Raw genomic sequence first — 25,839 nt, forward strand, 5'->3', positions numbered from 1 at the left:
TTATTTTATTTTAAAATTTAAAGGTTGACAAATTTACTAAAAAGACATGGAAGTTCAAGTTTATTGACTTAAAAATTAAAGTGGAAGAAACTTGATTTTTAACATGTCTGCGAAATCTGCCTTATTCTTCGGATAATTTCTCAGACTGCGAGCCGATAAACGGAATTTTCGGAGCAAGGAAATAGCCGGTTAAGCTCGCGAACAGGATCGGCACAAAATAAGTAAATCCCGTTAAAGTTCCCAGAATAATGGTAGTACTCATCGGAGTTCTTGTTACGCAGGCATTAATAGCGGCCATACAGCTTACAATCGCCAGAGTGGTATCTACATTGGGAAATAACTGATGAATGATTAATCCTAAAGTAGTTCCCACGAAAAACAAAGGAATAATGAAACCGCCTCTCCATCCGGAAGTTACCGTGACAGCAATAGCAATGATTTTAAACACCAGAATCAGAATCAAAAAGTTCAGCGCAAAATTCCCGTTGATCAGTTCATTGATTTCGTGATGCCCGAAGTATCTGGTAAGCGGGAAATAATAGGCAATAATTCCCAGAATAATTCCTCCGGTCAGGGTTTTAATGTAAATCGGGAATGATCTGTATTCAAAAACTTTTTTGAAAAATTTTACCACAAAAATAAAGATCCATCCAAAAACAGTAGCTACTACCCCGAATAAAAATGCATAGATGAAATCATACACTCCTGAGTAATGATAGGCTTTCAGATTCCATGTGGCACCTATCCCCAGATGAATGATCAGCGCAAACATCACATAGCTGAAACAGCTGGCTACTAAGGCAGGGATAATGGCTTTATAATATTCCACCGCATGCTTGTGGTGAAGGATTTCAAGTGAAAAAAGACTTCCCCCCAGCGGCGCTCCAAAAAGAGCGGTGAAGCCAGAAGCCATCCCGGCAATACTCAACGAACGGAGCTCTTCTCCTTTCAACCTGAATAATTTCCCGAGATAGGTCCCCGTAGAACCTGTGACCTGAACCAATGGAGCTTCCGGCCCAAGGCTTCCTCCCGATGCCACACAAAATAGTGACGAAAGAATCATCGAAGGATTATTTTTAGGGTCTAATTTCCCTTTATTAAAACGGATATTGTTAACAATCAGGTGAATTTCCCCGGGATCTCCGATAAAATGAATCACCAGCCCGGCCATCAGACCACAAATGGCCATGGTTGGAATCACCATCCAGCCCTGAAACTCCGTTAAAAACTCAGTAAAATGTTCCAGCACAATCCAGTAGCCACCCGCAATAGCACCGCCTACAAGACCGGTGAAGGCCCACATGAAAAAGGTACGGCTGAATACAAAAGGATTAAATCTTATAGGTTGATCCAGAAGATTGAATGTTCTTATTAACCGTCTTCTTCTATTGATTTTCATTTAAATTGATTTTGAATGTGGTCATCATTTGTGCCTTAATTTCTGACCCTTATGTATGTTTCAAAACACTAATGCCACTAGTTTTTTCACAAATTCCACAAATATGCTGTCTCTTAATAGTGATCGTAGTGAATTATTTGTGCTATTTGTGTTTTAAAAACATCAGTATTTTAGGTCTAAATACAATACTTCCCGAATAGTTTACAAACAGGAAGTTTTATATTTTATTTTAAATTTTATTTTTTAGCAAAATAGAGAATAAGCATTCCCCAGCTCAGGATCATCAAAAGACCTCCCAGCGGGGTGATTGGCCCTAAAAATTTCAGGTTTGCACCCAGATAATCCTGCAGACTCAGAAAATAAATACTGAAAGAAAACAGCATGGTTCCTGCAATCATCAGAATGGATGTCCATTTTTCAGATGAAGTTTCAAATTTTAAAATATACCCGATAATGAGTAGAAAAAATGCAGCGTACATCTGATATCGTACTCCCGTTTCAAAACTTTCCAGTCTTTCCACCGAAAGGATCTTTTTTAAAGCATGTGCCCCGAAAGCTCCTAAAATAACAGACAGCATTCCATATGCAGCACCAAAAATTAAAGTAATTGTTTTCATTTTATAATTCTTCTAATTCGAGATTTAAATATTTTTTTGTTTTATAATCCTGCCAGGTACCGGTGATCTTTTTTCCATTAATATCGGCTTCTACAAGACCTGTCACCATCCACTGTCTGGCTTCCTCGCTGTAGTATTCACTTTCGGTAGCAGAGATATGATTTCCTTTTATATTCCCGTTCCATTCTATCAGCTTTTTGTTTTTATCATACCAGTACGATGCGCTGAAGCTGGCCTCACCATCTTTTTCATCATACAAACGCTTAATCAAAACTGTAACCGGGTATTTTCCATCAATTTTCCCTTTGTACAGCTTATTCCTGACGCTTGTCTGATCTGTCTGCTCAGAACCGGACACTAAATTTTTTGCATACGGACTCCAGTATTTTTCCAGGGTCTGATAATGAAATTCAACCACATGACTATCCAGCTCATCCAGTGCTCTCATGGCGTGATTGGCACATCGTGGGGCAATAAACTTCAGCTTACCATTTCCGAAATAATATTCCATAGAGTCTAAACCATAATCCGTATAGCAGCCCTCGTAAAGACCAATCTGCCCCAGCACCTCATTTGAAGGATTCTTTTCCGCTTTTAGAATGGCCAGAAAGTCAGCAACCTGCTTCCTGATTTCTTTCTTAATGAGATCCTGAATTACTTTTAAGGCATCCGGTTTGAAAAGATCCTGTACATTGATGTAATTTCCGGTCCTCAGGTCAAAATTCCTGGCAATAAAAAAACTCTCAGGATACGCTCCTGAAGCTTCCCCCTCCATTGTAATACTCAGAATATTCTTTGGACTGTCCATCTTTTCCCAGCTATAAAAATGCACATAGCTGGAATACGAGGTGTTTCCTGCAGAAACCTTCTTAAAAGGATTTCCGCCTGATTCCGGGACAAATTCCAGCTGATCAACCTGTAAAAAAGCATTGATCTTTTTTCCTACCAGAGGATTTCCCGAGGAGGTAACCACAGGGAAAACAGTATCTCCGGATTCCGGCAGCAGATTCGTGATTTTTACATTTTTCTGCTGGGAAAAACTTAATCCTGAAATCAAAAGGAAGAATACTATTTTTTTCATTATTTCGAATGCATGTAGATTAAAATCATTTTTGCCACCAGTGTTGATATTCCCAATATGATAAACATTGTGGAAAATCTTTTTGATCCCTGAAAGCCTCTTAGGGTGGTCTTCTTTAAAAAGACTCCAAAGATGATGAAGATAACGGGTAAAATAATCTGCAGCATTACTGGCCTCTTAATCTGTTAAACTCACTGATCACCTCATGGTGGCTCACCGTTTTATCTTTAAAATACGTTACAAAGTGCTGTTTTTCGTCTTCTGTAGCGCCCATCTGGTTGAGAATATTCAGCAGGTGCATTTTCATGTGGCCTTTTTGAATCCCTGTAGTGACCAGAGAACGAAGTGCACCAAAGTTCTGAGCCAGACCGGAAACGGCAAGAATACTCATCAGTTCCTGCGCGGAAGGCTTTCCAAGAAGCGCCAGAGAAAATTTTACAAGAGGATGGAGATTCGTAAGCCCTCCTACTACCCCGACAGAAATCGGAAGATCGATCCAGAATCTGAAAATTCCGTTATCTATGGTACAGTGCGTAAGTGATCTATACTGTCCGTCTCTCGCTGCATAGGCATGGGCACAGGCTTCCGTTGCCCTGAAATCATTTCCTGTTGCAATCACTACGGCATCTACTCCATTCATGATTCCTTTATTATGGGTCGTTGCACGGAAAGGCTCGATTTCAGCGATGGTCACTGCCTGTTTGAATTTTGCGGCAAATTCTTCATTGGAAATTCCGCTGTCATCCTTTAAATCTTCAATTTTACAGGATACCTCAGCTCTTACAAGACAATCGGGCGTAAAATTGGAAAGGATATTCATTACAATCTGCAGTGAGTTTTTTTCTTCCTGTGTGAAATCTTCACTGACAGCAATTTCCTGCTTCATGGTTTTACCGAACTGTTCCAGACATGAATTGATAAAATTCGCACCCATGGAATCTACGGTATCAAAACTTGCTTTAAGCTGATAATAGTTAGGCATTTCAGCAGTTTTATCCACTAATTTAATGTCTAAAATCCCGCCGCCACGTTTTCTCATATTGGCCGTAATATCTTCAGTAGCGCTCAGTAATTTCTTCTTTAAATTGAAATTAAAGAAATGAAGAAGCTTATGGGATTCCACATTGAATATAAAATGGGTATGGCCCAGTTTTTCATTGTTGATGATGGTTGTTTTAAAACCGCCTTTATCGATCCAGAATTTAGCAGCCTTTGAAGCGGCAGCCACTACTGAACTTTCTTCAACCGCCATCGGAAGGGCAAATAATTTCCCGTCAATCAGGAAATTCGGGGCAATTCCGTAAGGCATATAGAAATTGGAAATTGTGTTCTCAGAAAATTCCTCATGAAGCTTCTGAAGCTCAGCATTTTCGTTCCAGTATTGTTTTAATATATTTTGATATTCCTCGTTTCCTTCAAGATATTCGTTGACAAGCCAATCTATTTTCCCCTGCTTGGTCAGCTTGGAGAAACCTTCTACCGGTTTATGATTCATACAGATAAGTTTATTTTGTATTACAGGTAAGAGGTCACCGCAGATTTGCGATTTCACTCATAAATTAATATGCGTAAAGATAGTAATTTTGTAAGTGTTAATTGTTGATAACTTCAATCGAAAAAGGTTGATATTTATCAATTTTGGAACTATTTTTGACATCAATTTAGATACAAATTATAACATCCTCCAAAAAACATGAACTTTGAACGTCTGAAAGAAAAGCTTGAGATCCTTGCTGATGCCGCGAAATATGATGTTTCCTGTTCATCCAGCGGAGGAACCAGAAAGAACAAAAAAGGTGGCCTGGGAGACAGCTCTGCAAGCGGGATTTGTCATACCTATACGGAAGACGGGCGGTGTGTTTCCCTGCTTAAAATACTCCTGACCAATCACTGCATCTACGATTGCGCCTATTGTGTATCAAGAAGCTCCAATGATATCAAAAGAGCAGCTTTCACAGTAGAAGAAGTGGTGGATTTAACGATTAATTTTTACAGAAGGAATTATATTGAAGGACTTTTCCTGAGTTCCGGTATTTTCAAAAATGCGGACACCACGATGGAACGTCTCGTGAGGGTAGCCAAAAAACTTAGGCTGGAAGAAAATTTCAACGGTTACATTCACTTAAAATCTATTCCCGGAGCCAGCGATGAGCTGATGCAGGAGGCTGCTTTGTATGCAGACCGGCTCTCCGTAAACCTTGAGATCCCTACGGAAAGCGGACTGAAACTACTGGCTCCTGAAAAAAACCGTCAGGATATGCTGAACCCTATGAAGTATATCCAAAACGGAATTGCCCAATATAAAGATGAAAAGAAAATTTTCCGAAAAGTTCCGAAGTTCGCTCCGGCAGGACAATCTACACAGGTGATTGTGGGAGCCACCCAGGAAAACGATCTGCAGATCATCAAAGTAGCGGATCATTTTTACAAAAACTTCAGCCTGAAAAGAGTCTATTACTCCGGGTATGTTCCTGTTCTGGAAGATAAAAGACTGCCCGCCCTGACAACAGAGGTTCCCATGCTTCGTGAAAACCGGCTGTATCAATCGGACTGGCTGATGAGATTTTACGGTTTTAAAGCAGAGGAAATCCTGGATCCGGATATGCCGTTCCTGGATCTGGAAGTTGATCCCAAACTCAGCTGGGCACTGAGACATCTCCATCAGTTTCCGGTTAACCTTCAGACCGCCGATTATCAGATGATTTTAAGAATTCCGGGCATCGGGGTAAAAACCGCGCAAAAGATCGTTCAGGCCAGACGTTTCCAGGTTTTAAATATGGATCATTTGAAAAAACTGGGCGCCGCTGTCAACCGTGCAAAATATTTTATTGATTTTAATGCCGGGAATGCCTATTTGAAATATTTAACGGATAAAAATTTCAGAAAGCTCCTGGTAGGTGGAAGCTCTTCTAAATTTCACAATCAGTTTTCACAACAGCTGAGTTTGTTTTAAATTAATTAAAAAATTTGAAGATTAAAAGATTCAGAAATTTAGAAATTATGGGCCGAAAATTTATTGACCTGACCATCATTTCATTTTCAAATTAATTCATTTTCAAATTTTCAAATTCACCCATCAACGCATCGACAAATCATCTCATCACCCCATCATCACCATGACTACACTCCTCTACGACGGAAGTTTTGACGGCCTTTTCACCGCGATATTTGAAGTTTTCGAATACCGTTATAAAGATGTGGACATTGTAAGCAAGGACAGATTCCATCAGGAAAATATATTTGCAGACATTCACGAAGTTATTACCCAACATGAAAAAGCAGAACGTGTTTTAAATAAACTGGAACAGAATATAGGCAGACAGGGAATTCATCAGCTGCTGAAAGTTTATTTGTCTGAAGATTCCGAACTGGAACAGTTGATTTTATCCGCAGTGAAACAGTCTGTTCAGCATCCGGGAGAAAATATTCTTCAAAACTATGCAGATCCGGATATGCTGAAAATTTCAAAAATCAATAAATCTGTGGGCCGGGAAAGCCACAGAATGACCGCATTTGTAAGGTTTGAAAAAATGCAGGACGGTGTTTACTTTGCAAAAACAGATCCGGACTTTGATGTTCTTCCACTCATCCGGAAACATTTCAAAGACCGCTACCGGGATCAGAAATGGATGATTTATGACCTCAGAAGAAATTACGGAATACTTTATGACATGGAAAACTGCGATTTCTTTTATCCTGAGAAAAAACTGGATCTTCACCAGTACCGGCAGAAGTTCCATGATGAGGAACAAAATTACCAGACGCTGTGGCAACGGTATTTTACCCGGACCAATATCACAGAAAGAAAAAATTTAAAACTGCATACCCAGCATGTCCCGAAACGGTACTGGAAGTATCTGACGGAGAAATGGTGAATTTGATGTGATGATGAGATGATTTGTTAATGTGACGATTTGATGGTACGTTAATGTATTGATGTCCATGAAGGAAAAAAACGTCCCAGTGAATTTCTGCGTGGCATTGCAAAATTAGACCGGAGGGCTTTAAACCAGCAACTGAGTGAAATGGTGAATGATGGGATTTTAATAAAAGCATCTTTCAACGAACTGCTACCGAGAGTGGAATTATACGCTGACGGAGCCTGGTGAAAAACTGGAACAGATTCTTTGGAAGCTGAACGATTGGGGAAAGCTTTTGATTCCGGAAAATACTGAAGTTTAATCTTTCTTCTAAGCACAGACTGTTTATAAAAATGTTGATGACAGAATGTTTTTTCTCGCTGATCAGGCAGATAGCGCAGATTTTCCAAATGTTGAATATAAGGTCTGATCTGATTAAAAATCTTTGATTTTTTCTAAAGCTTATGTGAACTTTTATGCACTCTAATATTAAACTTCAAATTACTAAAGTGTTTAAAAACTTTTGTCACTTTTGTGGTTAATAATTTTATCTCCAACGGGATTGTTCAGATTTTCACAGATAATTGTGAAAAAAACGTAAACATCTGTGGGAATTTGTGTTATCTGTGAGAAAATTTATTGTTTACAGAAGAAAAACCCGGATATTTATAGTCCAATATAATCACATGAAAAAAACTATTTCCATCCTCACGGTTGCCTTCATGACCTCAGCCTGCAGCAATGACAAAGCCGTGTCAGGAAGTAAAACTACAATGGCCGGCGTAGCTGTTGCTGAAAAACATGTTCAGATCAATAAAGATAAAAATACTTTAAAAGAAAGATTTTCTACACCTGAAGGCTACACCTGGAGTGAGGAAAAACCTGATTCCTTTGGATATTTCATTGAAAACTTTAAACTGAAACCTTACGGCAGCCAGATCCTGAAATACGACGGGACACCTATCGCTACACAGGACCTTCATGAAGCTGTATTTGATATTGATACAGGAACCAAAGACCTGCAGCAGTGTGCTGATGCCGCCATCCGCCTGAGAGCGGAATACCTGTATAAAGCCAAAAGGTTTGATGAGATTAAATTTCATTTTACAAGCGGAGATCTGGTTTCATGGAACGATTACAAGAGCGGTATCCGGGCTTTCGTCAAGGGAAATTCCGTCAGTTTCAGAAAGACGGCCGGTTTTGATGATTCTTACCCGAGTTTCAGGAATTATCTTGATCTGATCTTTAATTATGCCGGAACCATTTCATTAAACAAAGAAACAAAACCGGTCACCAAAACTTCAGATCTTAAAACGGGTGATATTCTCATCACACCGGGAAGTCCCGGGCATATTGTTTTTATTTCCGGGGTATGCAGGAATCAACAAGGGGAAAAGTTATTTTTATTAAGCGAAGGCTTTACTCCTGCCCAATCTATCCATACTCTTTCCAATCCTTTTGATAAAAATATTTCGCCGTGGTACGATCTAGATGTAAATGAGGATGAAACAAAAACTGCGAGATATTTTTTCAAGCCTACAAATTTCAGGAGCTTTTAATTATATATATTCAAAACTCTTCTCAACTTACTGCCATTATCTGAACTTGTTTTTGTAAATTTGTGATCGAAACTTTTTACTTGATGAAAGAGAGTGCTGTAAAAAAAATTGCAGTTCTTACTTCAGGAGGTGACGCTCCGGGTATGAATGCGGCATTAAGGGCGGTAGTGAGAACCGCAAACTATTATAATATTGAATGCTACGGAGTAAGGGAAGGCTATAACGGCCTTATCCATGATGATTTCCTTAAAATGGGTCCCCGTTCCGTAAAAAATATAATCAACCAGGGTGGAACCATTCTAAAGTCTGCCAGATCCGCTGAATTCAGAACTAAAGAAGGCCGTCAGAAAGCGTATGACAACTGCTTAAAGCTGGGAATAGACGGATTGGTATGTATTGGAGGAGACGGAACATTCACAGGTGCAAAAATCTTTAATGAAGAATTCGGAATCAGAGTGATTGGAGTACCGGGAACTATCGACAATGATATTTTCGGAACGGATAATACCATCGGATATGATACTGCACTGAATACTGCAATGGATGCCATTGATAAAATCCGTGATACAGCAACATCCCACAACAGAGTTTTCTTTGTGGAGGTAATGGGCCGTGATGCCGGTTTTATTGCTTTAAACAGCGGATTGGCCACAGGAGCACTGGATATTTTAATTCCAGAGAAAAAAGATAGCATTGATGAGCTTTTCACGAAATTCAGAAGTGCAGAGAAAACCGGAAAAGCATCCAGTATTGTAGTGGTAGCGGAAGGTGAAAAACTAGCCAACGTTTATGAACTTGCAGAAAAAACAAAACAGACCTTCCCTGACTATGACATTCGTGTAGCGATTTTGGGACATATGCAGAGAGGAGGTTCTCCAAGCTGTGCAGACCGGGTGCTGGCAAGCAGATTAGGCTACGGTGCAGTCACTGGATTAATGGAAGGAAAAACCAATGTAATGGCAGGAATGCGTTCCAATGATGTGGTGTATACCGCTATTGAAGAAGCCATTAAAAAACATAACGAAATCAATAAAGATCTTTTACTGATTTCCGAAATTTTAGCAATCTAATTATTTTTTATATAATCTAAAACAAAGTATTATGTCAACAATCAAAGTAGGTATCAACGGTTTTGGTAGAATTGGACGTCTTGTTTTCAGAGCAATGACTGAAAGAGATAACATTGAAGTAGTAGGAATCAATGACCTAATCAACGCAGAATACATGGCTTACATGTTAAAATATGATTCTGTACACGGTATTTTCCCGGGAGAAGTTTCTGTAGAAGGTAACGACCTTGTGGTCAACGGAAAAAGAATCAGAGTAACTGCCGAGAGAGACCCGAACAACCTAAAGTGGAACGAAGTAGGTGCTGATTATGTAGTAGAATCTACAGGTTTATTCCTTGATAAAGAAAGTGCTGCTGCTCACTTAAACGCCGGTGCCAAAAAAGTAATCCTTTCTGCTCCATCTAAAGACGATACGCCAATGTTCGTTATGGGTGTAAACCACAAAGAACTTACTGACGATATCAAAATTTTATCAAACGCTTCTTGTACAACCAACTGTTTGGCTCCTTTAGCTAAAGTAATCCACGATAACTTCGGGATCGTTGAGGGTCTTATGACGACAGTACACGCTACAACAGCGACTCAGAAAACAGTTGACGGTCCTTCAATGAAAGACTGGAGAGGAGGTAGAGCTGCTCTGAACAACATTATCCCTTCTTCTACAGGTGCTGCCAAAGCAGTAGGAAAAGTAATCCCTTCATTAAACGGAAAATTAACAGGTATGTCTTTCAGAGTACCAACTGTTGACGTTTCTGTAGTAGATTTAACCGTGAGAATTGAAAAGGCGGCTTCTTATGAAGAAATCTGTTCAGTAATTAAAGCGGCTTCTGAAGGTGAATTGAAAGGAATTTTAGGATACACTGAAGATGCAGTGGTTTCTCAGGATTTCGTAGGAGATAAGAGAACTTCTATCTTCGATAAAGATGCCGGTATCATGCTTTCTCCAAACTTTGTAAAACTTGTTTCTTGGTATGACAATGAAATGGGGTATTCCAACAAACTGGTAGATATGCTTGTACACGCTGCTTCTTTGTAATCAGTAATGAGCGATAAGCAATGAGTAATATAAAACCTTCCCGATGGGAAGGTTTTTTGTTGTTATATCGTAGTGAAATCAGGGTCTAGAAAAGTTGATTCAAAGGAACTCCGAATTTCACGCCCCAGAAACTTTCTTCTTTTCCTTCATCATAATTGGTAAAAGATGTATTTCTCCAGAAAGGTTCTATATTGATCGTAGTTTTTCCATTCTTATCCCGCAACGGGAACATAATGCCTACACTGAGAATATTTTTGTTGCTTGTAAAAGTGGTGGTCCCCGGTGTAATAAATTCTTTATTCTGGTAGCCTATATCCAAACCTATTAAATTATTCTGGCCCAGAGGTATAAACCCCAAAATCTGCACAGATATATCCCTTTTATACTTTTGTTTAAGCGTATTCATATTGATAATATATACACTCTGCTCTTCCACATCATAATAAACGGTATTGTTGGTTCCGCTTTCATATTGAACCTTATTCCATTCTACTGTTGAAAATATTTCCGAAAGAGAAGTTTTTTTCGAGTAAGAAAGCTGGGCGTTAATATAAACTCCAAACCCATTTCTCAGCCCATAAAAAAGATTTCCTGATAATGAAAAGTAACCTCCGCTTATACCTTTTGTCATAGGTTCAACAACTGAATTTTGGACATTAATGCTATCTATTATTTTAAGTCTATCTTCGGCATATCCAATATCAAGTTTTGTCCAGATGAGAAATTTCGAAGTCCAGATACTTTTATAGGCTTCATTTTCATATTTTTCTGCTTCCTGATGATATAGTTTTTTATAATAGACTGTATCTGTTTCTTTTTTTTGAATGTCCCTGAATTTTTTATCACTATTAAATTGGCCTGTTACTTTATCCTTCGCTAGATCAAATATCTCCAGGTAAGGAGTGAATTTAGTAGGAAAATTATATCCTGAGAACCATAAAGCTGTCCAGCTCCCTCCTACCTGTAATTTTTTTCTATCAGAAAAATCAAAAAAACCATTATTGTTTAGTTTGCCACTGGCATTAATTGCCAATACATGCCTAAACGGTTTTGTTGGATTATTCTCATTAACAATAAAATTAATGGGACTAAATGCGAAGCTTTGTTCATTTCTATCAACAGAAAGTGCTGCATATTTTCCCACTTGGGTGTTTTCCGCAGACCCTGTTACCAGCAAAGAAAAATCTTTTTTTACCAGTTGTGTAAATGTATAGGTAGACACAAGAGACTCACTGGTTGTAATATATTCCTTATCCGCTTTCACCAGTCTCTCAAGAACATTGTTAAGATTTATTGTATCTTTTTTCTGTTGTCCATTTGCCATCCCCATCCAAAGCAGGAACAGCAGTAATACATAAGTTTTCATGGTTATTAGTTTTGTACAAAGTTTGGAAATATATAAAGACAAGTAAATTACCCTTTCGGGTGATTTTGATGCTCAAAAGAGGGTTGTTCTGTAAAAAGAAAATGCCTCCACAGCAACGGGAGGCAATTCGTTTATCATTTTCAAACAACTAAAAAGAAAAAGAGTAAACTGATTTTATAACATTCATTAATAAATTTACGGTAAGAACTGTCTGTACGGACAGTTTCCAATTATCTGGTGATCAATATCCTTCTTAGTAGCAGAGTAAAATATTAAATCATAAAAACAAAACGGGACAGATTAAAATGAGCGTTTCATGGTTATTAGTTACTACAAAGTTTGGAATTTTATCAAAGTAAAAAAATCCCCCTTTTGTGGTATTTTGTAAGTATTTTGGTTATTTTAGCATAAAACTATTATCCATGGAAAATTCAGAAAAAAAGCACCCTCTTATTGAGGTCTGGAATACGTACCCTGGTACAAGAAGAGACAGAAAGATTCTGGATAAACCACCTGTAGAAAGGATTATTGGTGAAATGTTCGCCATCGGCGAGTTTTATTATTATGCTTTAAACCTTACCAACAGTACCCTTTCCCACCATCATGAAAATATTCTCAGGCTCCATGGACTGTCTTCCTATCCTGAAAATTTAAAGGAGGTGATTGATCTTACCCACCCTGATGATATTGAATTTGTAATAAAAGCCGAACAGACCCTGATTGACAAAATGACAGAGATAGGTCTTGAGCACCAGCTTTATATCAAATGCAGCTACTGCTTCAGAATGAGAACTGCAGAAGGAAAATACGAGCTCTTCCACCATCAGTCGGTCATCACGATGGAAGATGAGACCGGCATCCCGATACAGGCCATAAATATACATACCAACATTAACCATATTACAAAAATAAATCCGTATACCGTTCTGGTTTCCGGGATAGGTCCGAGAAATGATTTTCACCAGGTGAAATTCGACTGCTTTTCAGAGCCTGAGAATTTTTCTGAACATTTAACCAAAAGAGAAATGGAAATTCTTGCCCTGATCGCCAAAGGCTACTCCGCTCCCGAAATAGCCCAGGCCCTCATTCTGTCTGAACATACCATACGTACACACAGGAAAAATATCCTCCGGAAAACAGATTCCAGAAACAGTAAAGAGCTGGTAAAAAAAGCTTTTGAAAAAGGGCTTATTTAAGAGTATCAGGATGGAAGCCGGAAGAAGGAGGCTGGAAGTTAGTATTTGTCAATCATATTTATTGAATCCGTTTCAATAAAGCCAGCCTGCATCTCAATCTTTGAACTTCTATACTTCCCTCATCATGCTTCAGACGTCCTGGCTCTTTGTTGCTTCGTTTTTTTCAGTTCCGATGAAAGACTGATAAATCTCACCAGGGAATTCCGGCGCAAAACTTGTATTTTTATAATCCATGGAACGAATACCCATACAACCCCGTTTTAAAGATGCGCCCCACTTCAGAAGTTTTTGGGAAAATGGTAATGGAAAACAGCTGATTGATTTTTCCGGTGCCGAAGTAAGCTTCAAAGACTTTGAAAAATTTTCATCCTATTTTTACCATGTAGACGAGATGGGTGATCAGGTAGTGAAGGACGTCTACTTTGTCAAAAAATTCCACGAAGCATCCAGAGAAATTGAGGGCTATATACGAAATGGAGTTACAGAAGCAGATCAGGTTCCAGACAGTGTAAAAAAGCTTTTTGCCCAAACAGAAAATGTTCCCGACTGGCTTGATTACAATCTCCTGAAAAGCGGTGCCGAGCTGTGCATGCGAAGCAACCTGGACTCACTGATCTCACTAAGAGATTACTGTCTCATGGGAGGTTACGATTACTCTTACCTCAATAAACCGCTTACAGCTACGGAAGCCCTGAAAAAAGGCGCGGTGAAACGCCTTTCCGAAACGCTGGACTTTTGGGTGAATGCCACCCGTTATAATGCCTTGGAGCTCCATGCAAAAGGGTATGAATTTGCCATAAAAACACGGCTTATCCATTCCTATGCGAGGCTTTCCATTAAGAAGCATTATAAGCAGTGGGACACGGAAAACTGGGGCGAGCCCATCAATTCATGGGATATGATGGCTACTTATATCGGATTCAGTCTGGTTTTTCTTCACAGCCTTCAAAAGCTGGGCAATACGTTCTCCATTGAGGAGGAACAAGGAATTTTTCACCTATGGAAATATGTGGGATACTTACTGGGAATTCCTGAACATATTCTTCCGGACAACAAAAAACAAGCAACGGAATATTTTTATCTTTGGACATCGGTACAGCCGCCTTCGGATAAAGATTCTATTCTGCTGGCTCATTCATTGTTGGATGAATCTCTGGAAAATCCAATTTTAAAATTTAAATTTCAAAGAAAAAATTTAAGGTATCTCCACATTTGCTGTACATGGTTTCTTCTGGACGATGAAGTATGCAAAAGATTACAGATTCCTGAAGTCTCCAACAAGAACCTGTTTCCAAAAACAAAGATTTTCATCAATACAATTTATGACCGTCTGGTAAGCCGCGATGCCCGGATAAGAAAAGGAGATAAAGACCAGATGAAAGTACTGGAAGACTATCTGAAGATCACAAAAAATTCAAATTTCCATTAATCAATACTGAATAAAAAATATACTGAGGAGCAAAAAATTTCGTTTTTATGTTCAGGATCATAAAATCCTGCATCCCGTTAGTAATGAATAATATCAGTTGTAAAATTTTATTATTTTTTAACTCTAAAAACCTGTTTTCACTCCAAATAATATTAGCTTTTGATCTTAAAATTATGTATTTTTGAGAAATTATTTTAATAGAGATGAGTAACATTGATGATAAGAAAAAAGCACTGGCACTGGTGCTTGACAAGCTAGATAAAACATACGGAAAGGGAACTGTAATGACGCTGGGAGATGACTCTGTAGACAATACGATAGAGGTAATTCCTTCAGGATCTTTAGGACTTGACATCGCATTAGGCGTTGGCGGTTACCCGAGAGGAAGAATCATTGAAATATATGGTCCTGAATCTTCCGGTAAAACAACATTAACCCTTCACGCTATTGCTGAAGCTCAGAAAGCAGGGGGTATTGCGGCATTTATTGATGCGGAGCACGCTTTCGACAGAACGTATGCTGCCAAGCTGGGAATTGATCTGGAAAACCTTATTATTTCACAACCGGACAACGGAGAGCAGGCATTGGAAATTGCCGATAACCTGATCCGTTCGGGCGCTATTGATATCGTGGTTATTGACTCGGTAGCTGCTCTTACGCCAAAGGCAGAAATTGAAGGGGAAATGGGAGATTCCAAAATGGGTCTTCACGCCAGATTAATGTCACAGGCACTAAGAAAGCTTACCGCTACTATTTCAAGAACAAAATGTACGGTAATCTTCATCAACCAGCTGAGAGAGAAAATCGGGGTAATGTTCGGGAATCCGGAAACTACAACCGGTGGTAATGCCCTGAAATTCTATGCTTCTGTAAGACTGGATATCAGAAAAGCAAGTGCACCTATTAAAAACGGTGATGAAGCTATCGGAAGCCGCGTGAAAGTGAAGATTGTGAAAAACAAAGTAGCTCCTCCATTCAAACAGGCAGAATTTGACATTATGTACGGTGAAGGGGTTTCAAAAGTAGGAGAAATCCTTGATACTGCTGTGGACATGGGCGTTGTGAAGAAAAGCGGTTCATGGTTCAGCTATGAAGAGACTAAATTAGGTCAGGGACGTGATGCAGTGAAGGATGTTTTAAGAGATAATCCTGAACTTGCTGAGGAACTGGAAAACAAAATCAAAGAAGAAATGAAGAATAAGAAATAATTCTTCAGATTCTACAATATTAAAAGGCAGCTTTCGGGCTGTCTTTTTTTGTTGAACTGAATCTCTAAATTATATAAATCCGAATAATACGCTGAAACATTTGTGAAGTTTGAGCTTTTCAACTTAAGTTTCGGCTAAAACTTGTCGAAATTGTATTTGTGAAGTCGGACTAAAGCCCGCCCCGATTGAATTTTATGACAGTGATTTAATCATTTAATCATTTAATCTTTTAATCTTTTAATCTTTTAATCTTTTAATCTTTTAATCTTTTAATTAAAAAAACTCTTATGCCATTCTGTCACATTCTCCTGCATGGTATTTTTTTTGAGCTGGAATAGAAAATTAAAAACAAAAATTATTATGACTAAAGGAAATATTAATGTATCGGTGGAAAACATTTTCCCACTTATTAAAAAATTTCTTTACAGTGATCACGAAATATTTTTAAGAGAACTGATCTCCAACGCTACTGACGCTACTTTAAAATTAAAACATCTGACCAGCATCGGGGAAGCTCAACTGGAATACGGAAATCCTAAACTTGAGGTGAAAATCGATAAAGAGCAGAAAACGCTACGTATTATCGACCAGGGAATCGGGATGACAGGTGAAGAAGTTGAAAAGTACATCAACCAGGTTGCTTTTTCCGGAGCTGAAGAATTCCTTGAAAAGTATAAAGATACGGCCAAAGACTCTGGAATTATCGGTCATTTCGGCCTTGGGTTCTACTCCGCGTTTATGGTAGCGGAAAAAGTGGAAATTCTTACCAAGTCTTATAAAGATGAGCCGGCAGTTCGTTGGATCTGCGACGGAAGCCCTGAATTCACACTTGAGGAAACAACGGATAAAACAGACAGAGGAACGGAAATCATTCTTCATATTGCAGAAGATTCTACAGAATTTTTAGAAGAAACGAAGATCCGTGAGCTGCTTTCAAAATATAATAAATTTATGCCTGTTCCTATTAAATTCGGAACAAAAACACATACGCTTCCATTACCTGAGGACGCACCGGAAGATGCAGTTGCAGAAACTGAGGAAGTAGACAATATCATCAACAATCCTACACCGGCATGGACGATTGCGCCAAGCGAACTGAACAGTGAGGATTATATGAAGTTCTATCACGAGCTTTATCCAATGCAATTTGAGGAGCCTTTATTCAATATTCATCTGAATGTGGACTATCCTTTCAACCTTACCGGAATTCTATTCTTCCCTAAACTGAGCAATAATCTGAATATCGATAAGGATAAAATCCAGCTGTACCAGAACCAGGTATTCGTAACGGATGAAGTGAAAGGCATTGTTCCTGACTTCCTGATGCTTTTAAGAGGGGTAATTGATTCTCCGGATATTCCGCTGAATGTTTCCCGTTCTTATCTTCAGGCAGACGGCGCAGTGAAAAAGATCTCTTCTTACATCACTAAAAAAGTGGCTGATAAAATGTCTTCCCTGATCAACGAAAACCGTGAGGATTATGAGAAAAAATGGAATGACATTAAGATTGTCATTGAATATGGAATCATCACTGAAGAGAAATTCGCTGAAAAAGCTGATAAGTTCACGCTATATCCTACTACAGACGGAAAATACTTCCTGTGGAATGAATTAATGGAAAAAATCCAGCCTTTGCACACCGATAAAGACGGTAATACGGTCATCCTGTATGCCACCAATGCGGATGAACAACACAGCTACATTCAGGCAGCGAATGATAAAGGTTATGACGTTCTGTTGTTGGATTCCCCGGTAATTTCCCACGTGATCCAGAAGCTGGAAACTACAAAAGAGAAGATCTCATTTGCAAGAGTAGATGCAGACCACATCAATAATCTGATCAAAAAAGACGAACCCGTAATTTCAAAATTAACCGAAACTGAAAAAGAATCTTTAAAGAAAGATGTGGAAGATGCTGTGAAAGACGCAAAATTCACGGTACAGCTTGAAGACCTTGACAGCAGTGATGCTCCGTTTACCATTACCCAGCCCGAATTCATGAGAAGAATGAAAGAGATGCAGGCAACCGGCGGCGGCGGAATGTTCGGAATGGGAGGATTCCCGGAAATGTACAACCTGGTGGTGAATTCCAACAGTGAACTTTCCAACCAGATCTTAAAGACAGAAAATTCTGAAGAAAAGGAAACGCTGATCAAACACGCTTTGGATCTTGCCAAGCTTTCCCAAAACCTATTGAAAGGAAAAGACCTGACAGATTTTATCCAGAGAAGCTATAAGCAGCTGGAGAAATAATACATCATACAGTAAAAATAAGACTGTTCTCATTATGGGAGCAGTCTTTTTTGTGTACTGTTTTTTAGGACGAATAGATTGTATCCCGACGAATTTGTACACGGTAAGTCAATATGGCAAAGAGAAGAAATATCATAATATTCTTAACCTCTAAACTATTTTTTAATGGTTTTTATTTTAAATGATAAATCTTTAATTTAAAAATTTAAATATAATCCCGGATAAAATTTCTGTTATTACTTAAATACTCCAGGGTTTTAGTGTACATTTTTTATGTTTTTTATTGTACACATTGTGCTTTTTTTCCATTTTTGTATAAAATGCCGGATATGCAAAAAGAAAAACTACGCACTATTAGAAAACAAAAAGGCTATACCCAGCAGCAGATCGCTGATATTATCGCAACGGATGTATCCAACTACAGCAGAAAGGAAAGCGGTGATGTAAAGATCGTCCGGGATGAATGGGATAAAATTGCCCGTTTTCTGGAAGTTCCCGTGGAGGAAATTTATGAAGATGAAGAAGCAAAGGTTGTGGTTAATTATGATCATCCTGTTTTTAATGACAAGTCTATTTCCGCGGGATCAATCACCAACCAGAATAATTATGATAATATTCCGGGAGATGTTATTGAAAATCTTCAAGGCTACATCGCTTTATTAAAAGAAGAAAATGACAGACTTAAAGAAGAACTGAAAAGTTTAAAAAGCAAAAAGTAGCAGATTAAACCCTGCCCTTTTATTATGTCGATAATCAATGTCATCATGAGAAAAACATGAATGGCATTTTTTGTTGATGGAAACCAATGAAATTGCAATTACAAACCCGCAACTCATAACTCATAACTCATAACCAGAATTACAAACACTCCTTCCCTTAAGCCCTCTCACTCTCACAGCTCTTCCATCGGGTCCCAGAACCGTTTTTTAAAGTTTTTTATCCTCAGATTTTCTACAACAATTCCTTCTGCTTCCAATCTTTTCTGGAATTCAGGAACGGACAAAACCCCGGAACTGGATATGACGCGGTGTGCGGGCACATCTTCAGGGCATCCTCCCATAGCTTTTCCAACATGGCGGGAGTGGTTCGGGTATCCCACAGCTTTTGCAATGGCTCCGTAAGAGGAAACCCGGCCTTTGGGAATCAGCCTTGAGACCTCGTATACCTGTTGTTTGAAAATTTCATCCATTGTTCTGTAACCTGTTTTTGTTATTGAAACACTGTTTTTCTGAATTGATAAGCAGTTCTGCATCATTTTTGGATTCTAAACCGCTCAATGATGTTTCATTTTAAATATAAAGATATGAAAAAATCATTTTTCAAACTGCTGAATACAGTGAATAAAAAGGTGCTTCCCAAGCTTAGTAACAAAGATCCGAACCATCTAACTAAAATTGAAAAGGGAATTCTGGCTTACCGGTATTTCGTGCTGGTGAATTCTCTAGACTGACCTTCGCGTTAGGGATATGGAGGGCGCGAGCGTAAGCAAGCGGTACTGTGTACCGGAACGAAGTGGAGCCCGGAACAGCCCGACCCGGGATGTGGGAGATAAGATGGCGAGGGACACGCCCAACATGGTTATTATCTGTGTAAATGTACCATCCGTGGTGAAAAACAAAAGCGCTCCAACTCAATTGAAACGCTTTGTATTTTAATAAGAAATTAAATTCTTAAGAATTTTCTAAAATGTAAGAGAACATCAATGGAGCACAGATGGTTGCATCACTCTCAACGATGAATTTCGGTGTGGTGATATCCAGTTTACCCCAGGTAATTTTCTCATTGGGAACTGCTCCTGAATAAGAACCGTATGATGTTGTAGAATCAGAAATCTGGCAGAAATAAGACCAGAAAGGAACATCATGCATTTCCATATCCTGATAAAGCATCGGTACCACACAGATAGGGAAATCTCCTGCAATTCCTCCCCCGATCTGGAAGAAACCAACTCCTTTTCCAGCTGAATTCTTAGTATACCAGTCTGCAAGATACATCATATATTCGATCCCTGATTTCATCGTGGTTGCTTTCAGTTCCCCTTTGATACAGTAAGAAGCGAAGATATTACCCATGGTAGAATCTTCCCAGCCCGGAACTACAATCGGAAGGTTTTTCTCTGCTGCTGCAATCATCCAGGAATTTTCTCTTGGAATTTCGTAATACTGCTCAAGCACCCCTGAAAGGATCATTTTGTACATAAATTCGTGTGGGAAATAACGCTCACCTTTGGCTTCCGCATCTTTCCAGATATCCACAATATGCTTCTGAAGTCTTCTGAATGCTTCTTCTTCAGGAATACATGTATCTGTAACCCTGTTCAGGCCTCTTTCTAAAAGGTCCCACTCATCCTGGGCTGTAAGGTCTCTGTAATGAGGAACTCTTTCGTAGTGAGAGTGTGCCACAAGGTTCATCAGGTCTTCCTCAAGGTTGGCTCCTGTACAAGAGATAAAATCAACTTTTCCCTGACGGATCATTTCTGCAAGAATCTTTCCCAATTCGGCAGTAGACATTGCTCCCGCCAAAGTGATCATCATTTTTCCGCCATCTTTAAGATGTGCAACATACCCCTTAGATGCATCCACCAATGCAGCCGCATTGAAGTGCAGGTAATATTTCTCTATAAATTCAGAAATCGGTTTGCTCATTATTTTATTTTTTGCAAAGATAAAACTTAAAAACGGAATGAGACAGCCGCACTTAAAGAAACTCTGTGTAAACCTTCTTTTTGATCTTCCGGAAACTCAACTTTCGTACCATTGAATGTCATGCTGGATAAAGTTCCGGCCGTAAATCCAAGTTTCGGCCCAATTAGAATATTGTCTGTCACAGCATACTGATACCCGAAATCGGCTTCCAAACCTAAGCTGGATCCTTTTCCGTTAACAGATCCGGTAACGGTCTTATAAGAAATGACACCCAGCCCGAAATCCATAAATAATTTATGCCTTGTATCCTCATTGTAGTTGGAATACATTATTGAAGGCCCAAAAAAGGTAATATGATCTTTTGTGCTTACATTAGCTGAAACTGTATTTCCATTCTGTCCCTGCACCCTTAATATGCCGTCGCTTGAAGCACTGTAATTGGAATATCTGAAACCAATTCCAATATTTTTCAGATTATAGTAGGCCGCAACATCGAAGTTCACTCCACTTTTCAGCCCCTTAATATACTCTCTTTCTTCTCTGCTGATTCCTTTAGGCATAGAAGCTGTTCTCCAGGCATAGCCTACAGACGGTACAATTGAAAATTTTTGCTGGGCAAAAGACATTACAGAGAAAGAAAAGAATACGAATGTTAGTGTTTTTTTAATCATCATTTGAAATTTTCGCCCAAAAATAAGATTTTTATTGATCAAAAAAATACAACCAGAAAACAAACTCTATTTTGATTATTTTTATCCACCTAAAATCATCAAAAAAGAAATATAATTTTACCAAACGAAGCAGCTATAGTTGATAATTCTCTAATTCTTAACCCTAATTCCTCATATCTCTTCCCTAAAACCTAAACTTCCTGTTCTCTTTCTTCTCAGAAATTTTCTTTTTGGTATCCAGCCGTTTCTGTTTTTGCCCTTTTGAAGGTTTGGTAGGCACTCTTTTCTTGGGAACGATTAAAGCTTTGTCTACAAGTTCCAGTATCTTTTCAGTGGCTTTATTCTTGTTCATCAGCTGGGTTCTGCTCTCTGAAACCGTTAGAAATAAGTAGCCTTCAGCATTGATCCTGTTTTTTAATTTATTCAGAATTAATTCCTTCTGGTGTTCATTGAAAAACTCAGATGCTGCAACAGGCCACAGCACGGTAACAGAAGTTTCCACTTTATTGACATTCTGCCCTCCTGCCCCGCTGCTCCGGGAAGTTCTGAAACTAAGTTCCTTTGAAAAATCTTTCATGTTTTTTTATTTGAGAATCAAGAATCAAGAACCAAGATACAACTTAGGTAATAATTATGAACCATGGGCTATTATTTTATGGAGTTCCATCCTACTTACTTTTCCGTTTGGGGTTCTGGGAATTTTCTCGATGAAAATTATTTCTTTCGGCTTGTGAAATTTTTTCTCAAATGGAATGGCTGATATTCTTTCTGCTATATCCCCGGACTCTTCACCTTCAATAACCAGTATCAATTTCTGGCCCAAACTTTCATCCTTTATTCCCACAAAAACGGCTTCATTGGGAATTTCTTTTTTTACTAAATTTTCCAGACTTTCAGGGAAAATTTTCACGCCTCCTGAATTAATGACATTATCAATGCGCCCCAGGAATTTAAACTGGTTTTCATTTTTAATTTCAACTAAATCATTAGTCTGCAGAACCTCAGCATTCAGATCGGGAGCATAAATTTTCAGGCATCCCCTTTCATCCAGACTAATGGAAACGTTTTCAAAAACGGTGAATACTTCCTCAGGTTCCGGCATCAGCTTCTTGAGGGCAATGTGGGAAAGTGTTTCAGACATTCCGTATGTTTCAAAAAAACGGTTTGCGGTGCCGGACAATTGTTTATTATCGATCATTTTCTGCTTCAGACTTTCGGAAACCGCTGCTCCCCCGATGATAAGATTTTTAATCAAGTGTAATTTATCCAGTGAATGTTCCACCTGAAGGGGCGTCATCGCACAGAAGTCTATTTCCTCATTTAAATGTTCAAGCGGTTTCAAAGAGGGATTTGTAATCTGTAATTTTAATTTTCTTTCCGCGGAACGTACAATCATCATTTTTCCCGCAATATATTCTACCGGCAGGCATAGCAATGCTTTATCTCCTTCCTTTAACCCCAGAAAATTACAGGTCATCACAGCTGAATTGATCATTCTCTTTTTCTCAATTTCAAAAATTTTCGGAGTGCCGGTAGAACCCGAAGTCTGCACTTTTACCCGATCACCATTAGAAAACCATTCCTCTAAAAAATTTTTGATACTATATTCAAAATCGGTTTGAAAAGATAAATTATTAATATTGAGATTATTGAAGTCTAGCAGCATGATTGTGTAAAATAAAAACCAGTGTAAATTTAAAAAAAAGTTTAAAAAGTTCTTGTATCTAGAGAAAAAAGCTGTAAATTTGCCCCACTGAAATAACAAAGACCCATGGTGTAGCGGTAACACTACTGATTTTGGTTCAGTCATCTGGGGTTCGAATCCCTATGGGTCTACAAAAGTCTTGTTAATCATTTGATTTTCAAGGCTTTTTTATTTTTCTAGTCAACACATAGTCAATAAGTTTATTTTTGAGATGATTTTAATAAATTCAAAATTTACATTACAGTCTTTTTAAGAATTTGCTTATCTTGGTCACAACAAAACATTAGATGACAGAACTTGACGCATTATTTTGAATTGCTTTCAAAGATTATTATCTTAGTGATCAATCACAACTGCTCTGTCCACCTGTAACGAGTGCATGGCGTTGTGAATTGCTTTCAAAAATTATTATCTTAGTAATCAGTCACAGCAGCAGTACAGCTATTTCGTTGAGTATTTAAGTTGTGAATTGCTTTCAAAAATTATTATCTTAGTGATCAGTCACAGCGTGTCGTTAAAATCCCAGTCTATATAGGGCGTTGTGAATTGCTTTCAAAAATTATTATCTTAGTGATCAGTCACAGCTATCAGCTGGAAAGATGAATAAAAGAGGTGGTTGTGAATTGCTTTCAAAAATTATTATCTTAGTGATCAGTCACAGCTTTTTACCTTGTTTTGTGACGTTATAATTAGTTGTGAATTGCTTTCAAAAATTATTATCTTAGTGATCAGTCACAGCTAACCAACTGTGTAGTTGTGAAATCTCCTAGTTGTGAATTGCTTTCAAAAATTATTATCTTAGTGATCAGTCACAGCTTTATTAATAGACATATGTCAATTAGTTTTGTTGTGAATTGCTTTCAAAAATTATTATCTTAGTGATCAGTCACAGCAAACCGGAAAATTAGATGAAGATGACGACTGTTGTGAATTGCTTTCAAAAATTATTATCTTAGTGATCAGTCACAGCATAAAATGAAATTTAATATCGGCGACTTAGGTTGTGAATTGCTTTCAAAAATTATTATCTTAGTGATCAGTCACAGCGAATAGTCTCCTCGGAATTTTAATCGTTCTGTTGTGAATTGCTTTCAAAAATTATTATCTTAGTGATCAGTCACAGCTATTTACATCTATACTGTTTACTGTATTGTGTTGTGAATTGCTTTCAAAAATTATTATCTTAGTGATCAGTCACAGCACTTTGTTTTAGTCTCAATTGCCAACATGGGTTGTGAATTGCTTTCAAAAATTATTATCTTAGTGATCAGTCACAGCTGTTTTTCCTGAGTACAAAGACAAATTAGTGTTGTGAATTGCTTTCAAAAATTATTATCTTAGTGATCAGTCACAGCAAGATTAATTGTCATCTGGCCGTCCAGAGAGTTGTGAATTGCTTTCAAAAATTATTATCTTAGTGATCAGTCACAGCAAAGCGGAAACCCGGACCGCAATCTTCCGGGTTGTGAATTGCTTTCAAAAATTATTATCTTAGTGATCAGTCACAGCTTTTAGTTTCATATTCCTTCATCGCTTCATGTTGTGAATTGCTTTCAAAAATTATTATCTTAGTGATCAGTCACAGCTCCCCCATAGAATTATATGGCAAGATTGGGGTTGTGAATTGCTTTCAAAAATTATTATCTTAGTGATCAGTCACAGCACGGCCTCGGCGTTTGAATCTTGCCATAACGTTGTGAATTGCTTTCAAAAATTATTATCTTAGTGATCAGTCACAGCCTTGCCATATAATTCTATGGGGGACAAAGAGTTGTGAATTGCTTTCAAAAATTATTATCTTAGTGATCAGTCACAGCTAATCATGTTGCCAAGCTCTATTTCTGAGTGTTGTGAATTGCTTTCAAAAATTATTATCTTAGTGATCAGTCACAGCCTACATGGGATATATCTGTGGAGGACTTACGTTGTGAATTGCTTTCAAAAATTATTATCTTAGTGATCAGTCACAGCTTTCTAAAACACGTCTTGCGGACGGATCTGGTTGTGAATTGCTTTCAAAAATTATTATCTTAGTGATCAGTCACAGCCACAAAGGGAAACATGGAAACCTTCATTCCGTTGTGAATTGCTTTCAAAAATTATTATCTTAGTGATCAGTCACAGCGAACTGGAATTATCCCTATTACTGGAAACTGTTGTGAATTGCTTTCAAAAATTATTATCTTAGTGATCAGTCACAGCTGACGACTGAGCCAGGTCTTACCACCAATAGTTGTGAATTGCTTTCAAAAATTATTATCTTAGTGATCAGTCACAGCACAATGAAAGCCCATTTATAGGGTTTCATTGTTGTGAATTGCTTTCAAAAATTATTATCTTAGTGATCAGTCACAGCTTAATGTAAGTTGTGGTATTCTCACATGTCGTTGTGAATTGCTTTCAAAAATTATTATCTTAGTGATCAGTCACAGCTTAAAATTTTTCTAATGCTTGTTCTTTTGTGTTGTGAATTGCTTTCAAAAATTATTATCTTAGTGATCAGTCACAGCCCATACATCTGCAGTACGGTAAAGCCTTTAGTTGTGAATTGCTTTCAAAAATTATTATCTTAGTGATCAGTCACAGCTTTTGAGAATAAATATTGCTTTCAGGAAACGTTGTGAATTGCTTTCAAAAATTATTATCTTAGTGATCAGTCACAGCACATCCCCAGGAGGGGTAGGATCTCCAAACGTTGTGAATTGCTTTCAAAAATTATTATCTTAGTGATCAGTCACAGCCTA

At 38.2% G+C, this 25,839-nt stretch carries 23 protein-coding genes, 1 tRNA gene and 1 CRISPR repeat array (1 of these 25 only partly in view); of the genes, 14 read left to right on the forward strand and 10 right to left on the reverse strand.

From position 1 onward, the window contains the following. Positions 1-121: 121 nt before the first annotated feature. The 4 genes from B7E04_RS21490 to B7E04_RS21505 form a co-directional block, all read right to left on the reverse strand. A complete protein-coding gene (locus B7E04_RS21490) occupies positions 122-1,399 on the reverse strand; it encodes a chloride channel protein (RefSeq protein ID WP_080780551.1) in 1,278 nt (425 codons plus the stop codon). Positions 1,400-1,635: 236 nt separating this feature from the next. Continuing rightward, complete coding sequence (locus B7E04_RS21495) at positions 1,636-2,016, reverse strand: DUF423 domain-containing protein (RefSeq protein ID WP_080780552.1); 381 nt, start codon at positions 2,014-2,016, stop codon at positions 1,636-1,638. A gap of 1 nt (position 2,017) precedes the next feature. Then, positions 2,018-3,097, reverse strand: a complete 1,080-nt coding sequence (locus B7E04_RS21500; RefSeq protein WP_228440019.1) for a DUF4163 domain-containing protein — start codon at positions 3,095-3,097, stop codon at positions 2,018-2,020. 166 nt (positions 3,098-3,263) lie between these two features. Next, positions 3,264-4,592 (reverse strand): hydroxymethylglutaryl-CoA reductase, degradative, encoded by a 1,329-nt coding sequence (locus B7E04_RS21505; protein ID WP_080780554.1) that lies wholly within the window; start codon positions 4,590-4,592, stop codon positions 3,264-3,266. A gap of 198 nt (positions 4,593-4,790) precedes the next feature. Here B7E04_RS21505 and B7E04_RS21510 point away from each other — a divergent pair, with 198 nt between their 5' ends. The 7 genes from B7E04_RS21510 to gap all read left to right on the forward strand — a co-directional run bounded on the left by B7E04_RS21510 (position 4,791) and on the right by gap (position 10,622). Continuing rightward, complete coding sequence (locus B7E04_RS21510; RefSeq protein WP_080780555.1) at positions 4,791-6,050, forward strand: putative DNA modification/repair radical SAM protein; 1,260 nt, start codon at positions 4,791-4,793, stop codon at positions 6,048-6,050. A 163-nt stretch (positions 6,051-6,213) separates the two neighbouring features. Next, entirely contained in the window at positions 6,214-6,972 is a 759-nt protein-coding gene (locus tag B7E04_RS21515) for a TIGR03915 family putative DNA repair protein (protein WP_080780556.1), read from the forward strand. 105 nt (positions 6,973-7,077) lie between these two features. Continuing rightward, positions 7,078-7,206, forward strand: coding sequence for a hypothetical protein (locus B7E04_RS22585; RefSeq protein ID WP_262484674.1), 129 nt, complete (start codon positions 7,078-7,080; stop codon positions 7,204-7,206). Positions 7,207-7,210: 4 nt separating this feature from the next. Further along, positions 7,211-7,279: a hypothetical protein gene (locus tag B7E04_RS22590; RefSeq protein WP_262484675.1), complete on the forward strand. Its 69-nt coding sequence runs from the start codon at positions 7,211-7,213 to the stop codon at positions 7,277-7,279. 364 nt (positions 7,280-7,643) lie between these two features. Further along, complete coding sequence (locus tag B7E04_RS21525) at positions 7,644-8,516, forward strand: DUF4846 domain-containing protein (protein WP_080780557.1); 873 nt, start codon at positions 7,644-7,646, stop codon at positions 8,514-8,516. Between the two features lie 83 nt (positions 8,517-8,599). Continuing rightward, positions 8,600-9,586: a 6-phosphofructokinase gene (pfkA, locus tag B7E04_RS21530; protein ID WP_080780558.1), complete on the forward strand. Its 987-nt coding sequence runs from the start codon at positions 8,600-8,602 to the stop codon at positions 9,584-9,586. Between the two features lie 31 nt (positions 9,587-9,617). Then, complete coding sequence (gene gap, locus B7E04_RS21535) at positions 9,618-10,622, forward strand: type I glyceraldehyde-3-phosphate dehydrogenase (protein WP_080780559.1); 1,005 nt, start codon at positions 9,618-9,620, stop codon at positions 10,620-10,622. Positions 10,623-10,707: 85 nt separating this feature from the next. On the opposite strand, the gene B7E04_RS21540 is transcribed toward gap, so the two are convergent. Then, positions 10,708-11,988 (reverse strand): hypothetical protein, encoded by a 1,281-nt coding sequence (locus B7E04_RS21540; protein WP_080780560.1) that lies wholly within the window; start codon positions 11,986-11,988, stop codon positions 10,708-10,710. 422 nt (positions 11,989-12,410) lie between these two features. On the opposite strand from B7E04_RS21540, the gene B7E04_RS21545 reads away from it, so the two are divergent. The 5 genes from B7E04_RS21545 (at position 12,411) to B7E04_RS21570 (ending at position 18,793) form a co-directional block, all read left to right on the forward strand. Further along, complete coding sequence (locus B7E04_RS21545) at positions 12,411-13,184, forward strand: LuxR C-terminal-related transcriptional regulator (protein ID WP_080780561.1); 774 nt, start codon at positions 12,411-12,413, stop codon at positions 13,182-13,184. Between the two features lie 232 nt (positions 13,185-13,416). Further along, positions 13,417-14,613: an oxygenase MpaB family protein gene (locus B7E04_RS21550; protein ID WP_228440021.1), complete on the forward strand. Its 1,197-nt coding sequence runs from the start codon at positions 13,417-13,419 to the stop codon at positions 14,611-14,613. Between the two features lie 203 nt (positions 14,614-14,816). Further along, positions 14,817-15,821 (forward strand): recombinase RecA, encoded by a 1,005-nt coding sequence (gene recA / locus B7E04_RS21560; RefSeq protein WP_040997229.1) that lies wholly within the window; start codon positions 14,817-14,819, stop codon positions 15,819-15,821. A gap of 360 nt (positions 15,822-16,181) precedes the next feature. Next, on the forward strand, positions 16,182-18,074 hold the full coding sequence (gene htpG / locus B7E04_RS21565) for a molecular chaperone HtpG (protein ID WP_080780768.1): 1,893 nt from the start codon (positions 16,182-16,184) through the stop codon (positions 18,072-18,074). Positions 18,075-18,403: 329 nt separating this feature from the next. Then, positions 18,404-18,793 (forward strand): helix-turn-helix transcriptional regulator, encoded by a 390-nt coding sequence (locus B7E04_RS21570; protein ID WP_080780769.1) that lies wholly within the window; start codon positions 18,404-18,406, stop codon positions 18,791-18,793. Positions 18,794-18,966: 173 nt separating this feature from the next. Here B7E04_RS21570 and B7E04_RS21575 read toward each other — a convergent pair whose 3' ends face one another. Then, complete coding sequence (locus B7E04_RS21575) at positions 18,967-19,263, reverse strand: MGMT family protein (protein WP_080780770.1); 297 nt, start codon at positions 19,261-19,263, stop codon at positions 18,967-18,969. 114 nt (positions 19,264-19,377) lie between these two features. Here B7E04_RS21575 and B7E04_RS22300 point away from each other — a divergent pair, with 114 nt between their 5' ends. Continuing rightward, a complete protein-coding gene (locus tag B7E04_RS22300; RefSeq protein ID WP_165439487.1) occupies positions 19,378-19,524 on the forward strand; it encodes a hypothetical protein in 147 nt (48 codons plus the stop codon). Between the two features lie 220 nt (positions 19,525-19,744). On the opposite strand, the gene B7E04_RS21580 is transcribed toward B7E04_RS22300, so the two are convergent. From B7E04_RS21580 to B7E04_RS21595, 4 genes are all read right to left on the reverse strand, one after another. After that, a complete protein-coding gene (locus B7E04_RS21580; RefSeq protein WP_062649895.1) occupies positions 19,745-20,719 on the reverse strand; it encodes a deoxyhypusine synthase family protein in 975 nt (324 codons plus the stop codon). Positions 20,720-20,745: 26 nt separating this feature from the next. Then, the gene (locus tag B7E04_RS21585; RefSeq protein WP_080780563.1) at positions 20,746-21,393 is read right to left on the reverse strand and encodes a hypothetical protein; all 648 of its coding nucleotides are present in this window, start codon (positions 21,391-21,393) and stop codon (positions 20,746-20,748) included. A gap of 181 nt (positions 21,394-21,574) precedes the next feature. Then, entirely contained in the window at positions 21,575-21,967 is a 393-nt protein-coding gene (gene arfB / locus B7E04_RS21590) for an alternative ribosome rescue aminoacyl-tRNA hydrolase ArfB (protein ID WP_080780564.1), read from the reverse strand. Positions 21,968-22,021: 54 nt separating this feature from the next. Beyond that, a complete protein-coding gene (locus B7E04_RS21595; RefSeq protein ID WP_080780565.1) occupies positions 22,022-23,056 on the reverse strand; it encodes an AMP-binding protein in 1,035 nt (344 codons plus the stop codon). Positions 23,057-23,155: 99 nt separating this feature from the next. Here B7E04_RS21595 and B7E04_RS21600 point away from each other — a divergent pair. Beyond that, a tRNA-Gln gene (locus B7E04_RS21600) sits at positions 23,156-23,226 on the forward strand. A gap of 176 nt (positions 23,227-23,402) precedes the next feature. After that, a CRISPR array of direct repeats spans positions 23,403-25,839; the repeat unit is 47 nt; unit sequence GTTGTGAATTGCTTTCAAAAATTATTATCTTAGTGATCAGTCACAGC (it continues 3,616 nt past the right edge of the window).

The organism is Chryseobacterium phocaeense, assembly GCF_900169075.1.
In the GTDB taxonomy this organism is placed as follows: domain Bacteria; phylum Bacteroidota; class Bacteroidia; order Flavobacteriales; family Weeksellaceae; genus Chryseobacterium; species Chryseobacterium phocaeense.

What these genes read in the sequence shown, in the direction of transcription:
- B7E04_RS21585 (WP_080780563.1), bottom strand. Translation starts at nt 21,393, where the DNA reads ATGATGATTAAAAAAACACTAACATTCGTATTCTTTTCTTTCTCTGTA.
- B7E04_RS21490 (WP_080780551.1), bottom strand. Translation starts at nt 1,399, where the DNA reads ATGAAAATCAATAGAAGAAGACGGTTAATAAGAACATTCAATCTTCTG.
- B7E04_RS21595 (WP_080780565.1), bottom strand. Translation starts at nt 23,056, where the DNA reads ATGCTGCTAGACTTCAATAATCTCAATATTAATAATTTATCTTTTCAA.
- B7E04_RS21540 (WP_080780560.1), bottom strand. Translation starts at nt 11,988, where the DNA reads ATGAAAACTTATGTATTACTGCTGTTCCTGCTTTGGATGGGGATGGCA.
- B7E04_RS21525 (WP_080780557.1), top strand. Translation starts at nt 7,644, where the DNA reads ATGAAAAAAACTATTTCCATCCTCACGGTTGCCTTCATGACCTCAGCC.
- htpG (WP_080780768.1), top strand. Translation starts at nt 16,182, where the DNA reads ATGACTAAAGGAAATATTAATGTATCGGTGGAAAACATTTTCCCACTT.
- B7E04_RS21500 (WP_228440019.1), bottom strand. Translation starts at nt 3,097, where the DNA reads ATGAAAAAAATAGTATTCTTCCTTTTGATTTCAGGATTAAGTTTTTCC.
- B7E04_RS21545 (WP_080780561.1), top strand. Translation starts at nt 12,411, where the DNA reads ATGGAAAATTCAGAAAAAAAGCACCCTCTTATTGAGGTCTGGAATACG.
- B7E04_RS21505 (WP_080780554.1), bottom strand. Translation starts at nt 4,592, where the DNA reads ATGAATCATAAACCGGTAGAAGGTTTCTCCAAGCTGACCAAGCAGGGG.
- B7E04_RS21515 (WP_080780556.1), top strand. Translation starts at nt 6,214, where the DNA reads ATGACTACACTCCTCTACGACGGAAGTTTTGACGGCCTTTTCACCGCG.
- B7E04_RS21495 (WP_080780552.1), bottom strand. Translation starts at nt 2,016, where the DNA reads ATGAAAACAATTACTTTAATTTTTGGTGCTGCATATGGAATGCTGTCT.
- gap (WP_080780559.1), top strand. Translation starts at nt 9,618, where the DNA reads ATGTCAACAATCAAAGTAGGTATCAACGGTTTTGGTAGAATTGGACGT.
- B7E04_RS21510 (WP_080780555.1), top strand. Translation starts at nt 4,791, where the DNA reads ATGAACTTTGAACGTCTGAAAGAAAAGCTTGAGATCCTTGCTGATGCC.
- arfB (WP_080780564.1), bottom strand. Translation starts at nt 21,967, where the DNA reads ATGAAAGATTTTTCAAAGGAACTTAGTTTCAGAACTTCCCGGAGCAGC.
- recA (WP_040997229.1), top strand. Translation starts at nt 14,817, where the DNA reads ATGAGTAACATTGATGATAAGAAAAAAGCACTGGCACTGGTGCTTGAC.
- B7E04_RS21575 (WP_080780770.1), bottom strand. Translation starts at nt 19,263, where the DNA reads ATGGATGAAATTTTCAAACAACAGGTATACGAGGTCTCAAGGCTGATT.
- B7E04_RS21570 (WP_080780769.1), top strand. Translation starts at nt 18,404, where the DNA reads ATGCAAAAAGAAAAACTACGCACTATTAGAAAACAAAAAGGCTATACC.
- B7E04_RS22300 (WP_165439487.1), top strand. Translation starts at nt 19,378, where the DNA reads ATGAAAAAATCATTTTTCAAACTGCTGAATACAGTGAATAAAAAGGTG.
- pfkA (WP_080780558.1), top strand. Translation starts at nt 8,600, where the DNA reads ATGAAAGAGAGTGCTGTAAAAAAAATTGCAGTTCTTACTTCAGGAGGT.
- B7E04_RS21550 (WP_228440021.1), top strand. Translation starts at nt 13,417, where the DNA reads ATGGAACGAATACCCATACAACCCCGTTTTAAAGATGCGCCCCACTTC.
- B7E04_RS21580 (WP_062649895.1), bottom strand. Translation starts at nt 20,719, where the DNA reads ATGAGCAAACCGATTTCTGAATTTATAGAGAAATATTACCTGCACTTC.